The sequence below is a fragment of the Demequina sp. genome, assembly GCF_024642165.1.
Taxonomy (GTDB): domain Bacteria; phylum Actinomycetota; class Actinomycetes; order Actinomycetales; family Demequinaceae; genus Demequina.
The window spans coordinates 1-7,813 of record NZ_JAHEBP010000095.1; the positions used below are offsets into that span (position 1 = coordinate 1).

Consider the following 7,813-nt stretch of genomic DNA (forward strand, 5'->3'; position numbering starts at 1 on the left):
AGCGCCGCGGCCGCGATGGCCGCCATGGCGACCGCACGCACCACGGACCCGCCACCGGAGACCGTCGCCGCAAGCGCCGCGCAGGCGGCGAGCGTGGCGCCGGCCACCACCGCGGGCCTCGCGCGAGCCCGTCGCAGGGCCCCTCCGACGGCGGCGGCGAGGATCGCGAAGTGCGCCCCGGACACGGCCGTCAAGTGAGCGAGGCCGCTGACTCGTACCTGCGACACCAGCTGGTCCCCCATCGCGGACGTGTCGCCCAGCACCATCCCGCGCACCATCGCCCCGGCCGTGGGGTCCACCCCGCTCAGCAGGCCCACGAAGCTCTGTCGCGAGCGTTCCGCCGCGCCCCGCCATCCCTGCGAATCCACCCAGTCGAGCACCGCCCCGTCGAGCAGGCCGTCCACGGCGCCGCCCGCTGCCGCCGTCACCCGGCCCCGCGCGCGCACCTGGGATCCTCGCGGCGGCGCACCGTCCGCCTCGACCACCATCGCGAGCACGCCCGACGCGTCCCGCCATGCCTCGTGGGCGGAGGGCCTCCACCCCGAGGCGGAGAGCCTCAGCACCACTCCCTCGCCCGGGGTGTCGAGCGTGCGGGACTCCCCCACCCGCGCCGCCACCTCGATCACGGCGCCCCCGGTCGCATGGTCCAGCCACGCCCGCGAGCCGGCCTCCCCGAGCGCGGTTCCCGACGCCACCGCGGCGGCGACCACGGCAAGCACGACCGCAGGGCCCCACGATGGGGAATCCGCGCGGAGCGCACGCCCGCGGAGCGTCCGTCGCACGCCGGACACCGCGGCGGCCACGAGCAGCCAGCACGCTATCGCGAGTGCGGCGCCGCGCGCGCCCCAGGCGCCGGCCGCGAGCGACGCGGTCCACGCCGAGACCGCCGCCGGCGCCAGGCGCAGGTCTCCCCACCCTGGCACCGGGTCACGTCGTCGCGAGGTCGGCGATCGCGGACAGGATCGCCGGTCCGACCCCGGACACGCGACCCAGATCCTCGACCGACGCGAAAGGGCCGTTGGCGTCACGGTCCGCGACGATCCGCGCTGCCAGGACCGGGCCCACGCCGGGGAGCGACTCGAGGCGAGCGGCATCGGCCGCGTTGACGTCGAGGGGTCCGGACGCGTCATCCTCCCCCATCCGCGCCACTACCACGTGCTCGCCGTCGACCGCCTCGCGTGCCAGGTTGACCGAGGATTCGTCGGCGTCCGCGACCATGCCGCCCGCGGCCTCCACGGCCTCCACCAGTCGCGCCCCCGGGGCGAGCTCGACCAGCCCCGGCCGCTCGACCGCGCCGCTCACGTGCAGCACGAGCGGCGTGGAGGCCGAGACCGACGGCTTCGACGCGGGCGCGACCGCGATGGGCGGCGGAGCGGAGGGGCGCAGCCCCCACCAGGCGCACGCGCCGACGAGCGCGAGCACTGCCGCGGCGGTCGCTGCCGTCCGCGCGTCGAGACGCCAACGCGTGGGGCGCGGTTCGGGAGGCTCCGTGCCGTGTCCCGCGGCATAGGCGCGGGACGCCGCCGCCCTCAGGCCCTCGGCCCACCGGCCACGCACATCCTCCGACGAGTCCATGGTGGGGAGGCTAGGTCGACCTCACCACACGCGGCACACGCGACGCCGCCGCTGGGGAGGGCCCGCGGAGCGGCAATGGCCGGGGACATCGGGCGCGCGTCTGGCCCGCCACGTCAGGCGCGGGTCCGGTCCTGCGCGGCGCGGGTCCTGCGCGGTGTCAGCCCAGCGCGCGCGGTAGGTCCACGACCACCGCGGCGAGCGTCCCCGGCCCGGTGTGGACGGCAAGGACCGCGCTGACAGGCGTGCGGACCACGGAACCCGCGCCCGGGAAGCGCGCCTCGATGGCGAGTGCCGCATCGTCCCCGACGGACGGCTCCCCCACGGACATCACGGACACGGCGGGATGCTCGCACCCGGCCAGCGCATCGTCCACCATCGCCAGCAGCGCCGCGCGGGCGCGCGCCGTGGACCTGACCCGCGCCGCCAGGGTCACCTCGCCGTCCACGATCTCGAGGACGGGCCGGATTCCGAGGATCTTTCCCGCGGTCGCGACCGCGGGCGTGATGCGCCCCCCGCGGCGCAGAAACTCGAGGGTGTCGACGGTGAACACGCAGCGTGAGCGGGCGGCCGTCTCGCGTGCGGCCGCCGCCACCTCAGCGAGGCCCCGGCCGGCGCGCGCGGCGTCGGCGGCTGCGATCGCCGCGAAGCCCTCGGCCATGGCGAGCGTGCGCGAGTCGACCACCTCGACGGGGACGGCTGCCTGGGTCGCCGCGATGCGCGCCACCTCGGCGGTGCCGGACAGCCTTCCCGAGATGGTCACGATCACCACCGCGTCCGCCCCCGCCGCCACCGCATCCGCGATCGCGGCATCGAAGGCACCCGGCGTGGGCTGGGACGTGGTGACCGCCGCGCCCTCGGTCAGGCGGGCGAGCACGGTGTCCGCGTCGATCCCTACGCCCTCGTCGTACGAGGCCGCGTCGACGATCACCTGCAGCGGCACCACTCGTACTCCCCAGCGCTGCGCGAGGGCCGGCGGGAGCGAGGCGGCGGAGTCGACGATGACTGCGACGGTCATGGGCACACCCTAGCGAGCCGCCCCGGCGGACGGCCCGTGCGTCACGCCGTCACGCCGTCACGATGTTGACCAGCCGCGGCGCCCTGACGATCACCGTGCGGATCGCGGCATCGCCGATGGCCCGCGCCGCGCCGTCGCTGGCCAGCGCGAGCTCTCGCAGCTCGTCCTCGCCGATTCCCGGAGGCACCTCGAGACGGTCCCGCACCTTGCCCTTGACCTGGACCACGCAGGTGACGGTCTCCTCGACCAGCAGCGACTCGTCGACCGCGGGATACGTGGCCAGCGCGACGTCCTCGTGGCCGAGCATCGACCACATCTCCTCGGAGCAGTACGGCGCGAACAGGCTGAGCAGGATCGCCACCGTCTCGACGGCCTCGCGCACGGCCGGGTCCGCAGGCCCCGCACCCGTGTCGATCGCCTTGCGCGTGGCGTTGACCAGCTCCATGACGCGCGCGACCACCACGTTGAAGCGGAAGGCCTCGACCAGGCTCTGCGCGTCGTGCAGCGTGCGATGGGTGATGGCCCGCAGCGCGGCGTCGCCCGTGGCCGGGTCGACGCCCGGCTCGCCGGTGACGTCGCGGGCGAGTCGCCAGGCGCGGGCGAGGAACTTGGCGGAGCCCGATGGAGACACGTCCGCCCAGTCGATGTCGTCCTCGGGGGGACCGGCGAATGCCATCGTGAGGCGCACGGCGTCGACGCCGAACTCGTCGAGCTGCTCGGACAGGCGCACCAGGTTGCCGCGGCTCTTCGACATCGCGGAGCCGTCCATCTGCACCATGCCCTGGTTGAGCAGCGCGGTGAACGGCTCGCCGAAGTCGATCATGCCCATGTCGCGCAGCGCCTTCGTGATGAAGCGCGAGTACAGGAGGTGGAGGATCGCGTGGGTCACGCCGCCGACGTACTGGTCGATAGGCGCCCACTTCGCGGCGGCCTCGACGTCGAACGGGCCGTCGGTCTTGCCCGGCGACAGGTAGCGCAGGAAGTACCAGGACGAGTCCACGAAGGTGTCCATGGTGTCCGTGTCGCGCAGGGCGGCACCCCCGCAGTCCGGGCAGGTGGTGTTCACCCAGTCCGTCGCCGCCGCGAGCGGCGACTGGCCCTTGGGCTTGAGGTCGAGCCCCTCGGCGGGGGGCAGCGTGACCGGCAGCTGATCGTCGGGCACGGGCACCTCTCCGCACGCGTCGCAGTGCACGATCGGGATGGGCGTTCCCCAGTAGCGCTGCCGGGAGATCAGCCAGTCCCGCAGGCGGTAGTTGACCGCCGGCACGCCGCTGCCGGCCGCCGCGAGCTCGGCGGTGATCGCCGCAATCGCCTCGGCCTTCGCCAGTCCGTTGAGCGAACCCGAGTTCACCAGGGTGCCGTCGCCCGTGGTCGCGACGCCGGACTCGACCGGGTCCGCCAGGCGCTCGCCCGCATCGTCCCGGCAGTCGAGAACCACGCGCACGGGCAGGTCCATGGCGCGGGCGAAGTCGAGGTCGCGCTGATCGTGGGCGGGCACCGCCATGATGGCGCCGTGCCCGTAGTCCGCGAGCACGTAGTCGGACGCCCAGATGGGCAGCCTCTCGCCGTTGACCGGGTTGATTCCGTAGCGCTGCAGGAAGACGCCGGTCTTCTCGCGCTCGGTCGCCAGCCGGTCGATCTCCGACTCCTTCTTCACGCTCTCCGCGTACGCGTCGAACTCCGCCCGGGTCTGCTCGTCCGCGCCTTGCGCGAGCTCGGCGGCGAGGTCGGAGTCCGCGGCGACCACCATGAAGGTCGCGCCGTACAGGGTGTCCGGACGCGTCGTGTAGATCGCGATGGGCTCGTCACGGCCCTCGATCGTGAAGGAGACGTCCGCGCCCGTGGACCGGCCGATCCAGTTGCGCTGCATCGCGATGACCTTCGAGGGCCAGGTGCCGCGCAGCGTCTCGAGCTCGTCGAGCAGCTCGTCCCCATAATCGGTGACCTTGAAGTACCACTGCGTGAGCTTCTTCTTGGTGACCGGGGTGTCGCATCGCTCGCACAGGCCGGCGACCACCTGCTCGTTCGCCAGCACCGTCTGATCGTTGGGGCACCAGTTCACCAGGCTCGGCTTGCGGTAGGCCAGGCCCCGCTCGAACAGGCGCGTGAACAGCCACTGGTTCCAGCGGTAGTAGTCGGGACGATGCGTCATGAGCACCCGGTCCCAGTCGAACGAGCACGCATAGCGCCTGATCGAGGCCCGCTGCTGGACGATGTTGTCCTCGGTCCACCCGTAAGGGTCGATGCCGCGCTTGATCGCCGCGTTCTCCGCCGGCAGTCCGAAGGAGTCCCAGCCGATGGGGTGCAGGACGTTGAAGCCCTTCTGGATCCAGTGACGGGCGATCACGTCGCCGAGCGCGTACGCCTCCGCGTGGCCCATGTGAAGGTCGCCCGAGGGGTACGGAAACATGTCGAGCACGTACTTGGTGGGACGCGTGTCCTCCGGCCGCCCCGAGCGGAACAGCTGGCGCTCGTCCCACACGGGGAGCCAGCGCTCCTCGATCGCATGGAAGTCGTAGCGGGCGGCGTCGTTCACGGTCGTCTCGGTCACCCCAGGATTCTAGCGGCGCGCGGAGACCTCCCCGGCGGGCGCATCGTCCCCCCGGACCACCCCGCTATTCCACCTGCGTGACACGAACCTTCACGTCCAGGCCATTGGTGCTCCCCGCGACCACGCCCAGTAGCGGCGGCACGTCCGGGTACTCGCGAGCACGTGCCACGATCACGTGGTGATCGCCCACCTCGCGGTCGTTGGTGGGGTCGAAGCCGAACCAGTCGCCCGTCCACCACTCGACCCAGGCGTGCGACTCGCCGCTGACGGTCTCGCCGATCCCCGCGTCGCTGCGCGGGTGCAGGTAGCCGGACACGTAGCGAGCCGGGATGCCGATGGTGCGCAGCGCGCCGATCGCGAGGTGCGCGAAGTCCTGGCACACGCCCGACCGCTTCCCCCACGCATCGCGTGCCGGGGTGTGCACGGTGGTGGCGCCGGGCACGTAGCGGATCTGGTCGTGAAGGTGGTCGCAGATGGCGCGGGCCGCCGCGTCGGGCTCGAGCCGCCCGGCGGCCTCGCGGGCGAAGTCCGCCAGCTCAGCGGTGGGTTCCGTGACGTCGCTCAACCCCAGGTACTCGCTGAGCAGGTCCTGGAATCGCGGGCCGTGCAGCGTGTCCCAGGTGGTGCGTTCCTCGCGCGCCGGCTGGCTGGTGATCTCGACCAGGCTCGAGCCCACGACGGTGAGCTGGTCGTGGGGCTGGAGGACCTCGAAGACGGTGACCTCGGCCTCCCAGTAGTCGCGGTAGGAGGACCGCCACGTCACCGGAGAGATGTCGACCTTGGACTCGAGCACCCGCTGACGCGGGAGCCACGCCGGCGACAGCCGGGCCTCGTTGTAGGACGAGACGATGGAGTCCTCGTAGGAGAAGCGGGTGCGATGCTCGATGCGCAGCGTGGTCACAGGGCCTCCTGGCTCCACAGCACGGTCGAGGCCGGCAGGAAGTAGCGATCGCGGATGAGGTTCGATGCGGTGCCGCACGCGCGCTGCACCTCGCGCATCTGGCTGGGAAGATCGTCGAGCACGTCCCGCACGTCCCGGTACTCAAGATTGGTGCGCGCCCGGCCGAGCGCCAGGCGCGCGCGGTCGGACAACGCCCGCGAGTTCGATGCGCCCTCGATCAGTCCCAGCGTGTCCTCCGCCTTGGCGAGGCTGTAGGCGATCGAGCGCGGGAAGAGCCGGTCGATGAGCAGGAACTCCGCGGCACGCTCCTCGGTGACCAGCGCCCGCACGGTGCGCAGATACGCCTCGTGGGCGCTGCACGAGCGCAGCAGAGTGGTCCAGTTGGGGCCGGTGGTGCCCTCGAAGTGACGGGTCATGAGCAGGCGCGCGATCATGTCGGCCCGCTCCAGCGAGCGGCCCAGCTCCATGAAGTGCCAGGCGTCGTCGCGCGACGTGGTCGCACTGTGGAGTCCCCAGACCACCCCGGCGCGCTCGCGCACCCACACGAAGTACTCGTGGGGGCGCGCCGACGCGGTCCACCGCGGCAGCTGGTTGCGAGTGGTGTTGAGCGACTCCCACACCTCGGTGCTGATGACCTCGCGAGCCCTGCGAGCGTTCTCGCGCGCGGCGCCCAGCGTCCAGGCGATGGAGGTCGACCGTTCGGGGTCGAAGGCCAGCGTGGCGAGCACGTCGCGGCGGGTCACCGGCTGCTCGACCGGGCAGTTCATCACGGTGAGCAAGGACCCGTTGGCGCTCGGCTCGTCGACCCACGGATCCTCGAGCAGCACGTTGAGGTGGACATCGAGCAGGCGGGCGGTGTTGTCCGCGCGCTCGACGTAGCGGCCGATCCAGAACAGGGATTCGGCGATGCGGCTCAGCATGACGCGCCCCTCTCCTGCTGTTGCTGCTGCTGTTGCTGTTGCTGGTCGTGCTCCACGTCGTCCGGGTGGGCCTCCTGCGGCACCGAGCCGATCCCCTCGAGTTCGACACGGGACTCCGGGGGCGGGGTGGTGACGCCGCGCTGGCGGACGCCACCGAGCACCCAGGTGTCCTTGGAACCGCCGCCTTGGGACGAGTTGACGATGAGCTGGCCGCGGGCGAGCGCCACGCGCGTCAGGCCGCCGGGGAGCACCCACACGTCGTCTCCGTCGTTCACGGCGAACGGACGGAGGTCGACGTGCCGCGGCTCGAGGCCGTCGTCGGTGAGGGTGGGCACGGTGGACAGCTGGATCACCGGCTGCGCGATCCAGCCCCGCGGGTCCTCGAGGATCTGGCCACGGGCCTCGTCGAGCTCCTTGCGGGACGCCTTGGGCCCGATGATCACTCCCTTGCCACCCGCGCCGTCGACCGGCTTGACCACGAGCTCATCGAGGCGATCCATGACCTCCTCCCGAGCCTCGGGCTCCTCGAGGCGCCAGGTGTCGACGTTGGGGAGCACCGGGTCCTCGCCCAGGTAGTAGCGCGTGAGGTCGGGCATGTAGGTATAGATGAGCTTGTCGTCCGCGACGCCGTTGCCGATCGCGTTCGCGAGGGTGACGTTGCCCAGGCGCGCGGCGTGGACCAGCCCGGGCGCGCCCAGCGCGGAGTCGGGGCGGAACTCCACCGGATCCAGGTATTCGTCGTCCACGCGGCGGTAGATGACGTCGACACGGCGGCGCCCGGCCGTGGTGCGCATGTACACGCGGCCGTTGTGGGTCTCGAGGTCGCGCCCCTCGACCAGCTCGACACCCAT

The 7,813-nt window shown here is 72.4% G+C and carries 7 protein-coding genes; all 7 read right to left on the reverse strand.

What is annotated here, in order from left to right; all coding sequences use genetic code 11:
* Positions 1-923 (reverse strand): ComEC/Rec2 family competence protein (locus tag Q0L54_RS08840; RefSeq protein WP_296667314.1); only part of this gene is annotated, 923 nt, incomplete at its 3' end.
* A gap of 4 nt (positions 924-927) precedes the next feature.
* On the reverse strand, positions 928-1,575 hold the full coding sequence (locus tag Q0L54_RS08845) for a ComEA family DNA-binding protein (protein ID WP_296667316.1): 648 nt from the start codon (positions 1,573-1,575) through the stop codon (positions 928-930).
* A gap of 157 nt (positions 1,576-1,732) precedes the next feature.
* Positions 1,733-2,590, reverse strand: a complete 858-nt coding sequence (locus tag Q0L54_RS08850; protein ID WP_296667319.1) for a DegV family protein — start codon at positions 2,588-2,590, stop codon at positions 1,733-1,735.
* Between the two features lie 49 nt (positions 2,591-2,639).
* Positions 2,640-5,141 carry a leucine--tRNA ligase gene (leuS, locus tag Q0L54_RS08855; protein ID WP_296667321.1) on the reverse strand — a complete coding sequence of 834 codons (2,502 nt, stop codon included), beginning with the start codon at positions 5,139-5,141 and terminating at the stop codon, positions 2,640-2,642.
* Positions 5,142-5,205: 64 nt separating this feature from the next.
* Entirely contained in the window at positions 5,206-6,042 is an 837-nt protein-coding gene (locus Q0L54_RS08860) for a transglutaminase family protein (RefSeq protein ID WP_296667324.1), read from the reverse strand.
* Entirely contained in the window at positions 6,039-6,962 is a 924-nt protein-coding gene (locus Q0L54_RS08865; protein WP_296667326.1) for an alpha-E domain-containing protein, read from the reverse strand. Before Q0L54_RS08865 ends, Q0L54_RS08860 begins: the two co-directional genes overlap by 4 nt.
* Positions 6,956-7,813, reverse strand: an 858-nt coding sequence (locus Q0L54_RS08870) for a circularly permuted type 2 ATP-grasp protein (RefSeq protein ID WP_296667329.1), incomplete at its 5' end; no start/stop codon positions are given. The genes Q0L54_RS08865 and Q0L54_RS08870, both read right to left, overlap by 7 nt.